This is a genomic window from Vibrio genomosp. F6 (genome assembly GCF_005146325.1).
Lineage (GTDB): Bacteria > Pseudomonadota > Gammaproteobacteria > Enterobacterales > Vibrionaceae > Vibrio > Vibrio cortegadensis.
Genome location: NZ_SYUT01000035.1, coordinates 1 through 1,204 on the forward strand (window position 1 = coordinate 1; position 1,204 = coordinate 1,204).

At 36.1% G+C, this 1,204-nt stretch carries 2 protein-coding genes; both read left to right on the top strand.

The genetic code is table 11. The annotated features are described in order from the left end of the window. The first annotated feature begins 52 nt into the window (after positions 1 to 52). Positions 53 to 571: a hypothetical protein gene (locus tag FCV43_RS14725; RefSeq protein WP_136995629.1), complete on the top strand. Its 519-nt coding sequence runs from the start codon at positions 53 to 55 to the stop codon at positions 569 to 571. Positions 572 to 720: 149 nt separating this feature from the next. Continuing rightward, the gene (locus FCV43_RS14730; RefSeq protein WP_136995630.1) at positions 721 to 1,146 is read left to right on the top strand and encodes a hypothetical protein; all 426 of its coding nucleotides are present in this window, start codon (positions 721 to 723) and stop codon (positions 1,144 to 1,146) included. The last annotated feature ends 58 nt before the right edge of the window (positions 1,147 to 1,204 follow it).

The window sequence follows — 1,204 nt, forward strand, 5'->3', positions numbered from 1 at the left end:
TTTTTGTGGGGTACACCAATTTATAGGTCAAAACACAGTATAAGGATAGAAAATGAAGTTTAAGTTGGCGCTTTTAACTAGCGCTATATTTATCAGTGGTTGCGGTTCGATGGACTTACGTCATACCGTTGACATATCAGAGATGCAAACATTTATTGAATTCAATGTTAACGATGAGTTATCAGTTAATAATATCCAAATAAATAAAGACAAAATCGTGATTGTGGAATTAGCTGGCTTAACTGTTACGAGTAATAAGAAAGAGCTCACTGATACTGTTATTGAACTTACTAAGCAGGAATTAGTGAAGCGAAACGCAAAAATTAGTACAAGCGCTAAGAAGGGGTTAAATTTATCTATAGAGAAGCTTGTTTGTAAATTGCCACCAAACTCTTTTTCTGTTGGTTGTGACACGTTGCTTAAATTAAGAACAAATTCTGGTTATGAAGCCATATATCCAGCGTTTGCAGAGGATATCGATACAAATGAAGCGAGTAGCTTTTCTTTAGCCAACTCGGTTGCAGCAATGTTTCGAGATCCAAATGTTGTTGATTATTTGACTGCAAAATAAATATAACAAGCAATTTAAGCTGACAGCCAACGCGCGGCATTTTCAGTTCCAATTAGTTTGGGTGAAATCGGTGCGTTGCTTTAGGTTCAGGTTTGCGTTGGTCTGCAACTTAATTGGGCGTTATGTGCTAGGAGATAATAAGGAACATTATGAACTCTACACTGAGTATTCCAACAGATAATCCCTACAAATTGATGGCTATAATTGGCTCAGTGATATTTATCACCAGCCTTTATTTTCTTGGGTATCAAACATATCGTTTTAATGACTCGGTTTTTGAGTCGTTGGAGAAAATTTCGATAGTTTCATCTAATACTGAGCTTTCTGAGCCTGACAAAGAATTTCGTATTTCGATTGAAGAGCGTAAAATTGAAATAATTAAGAAAGACCGTAGGTTTTTACCTTACGGCTGCGCCCTTTTCTCAGTTATAGGGTTGTTTCTTGGCTTTTTTGGTTTTCGTCATTGGCTGCTTGAAATATATCCTGATGAAACGGCTATACGAAAAGCACAACTAAAAAACTTGCAATTGTCTAATCTAGAAAGGTCTCGTATCAACATAAAAAAACGCACATAACAAACAATTTAAGAGTGACTCCTAACGCTTGGCGATTTCACTTCGATTTGAAATTTGT

What these genes read in the sequence shown, in the direction of transcription:
- FCV43_RS14725 (WP_136995629.1), top strand. Translation starts at nt 53, where the DNA reads ATGAAGTTTAAGTTGGCGCTTTTAACTAGCGCTATATTTATCAGTGGT.
- FCV43_RS14730 (WP_136995630.1), top strand. Translation starts at nt 721, where the DNA reads ATGAACTCTACACTGAGTATTCCAACAGATAATCCCTACAAATTGATG.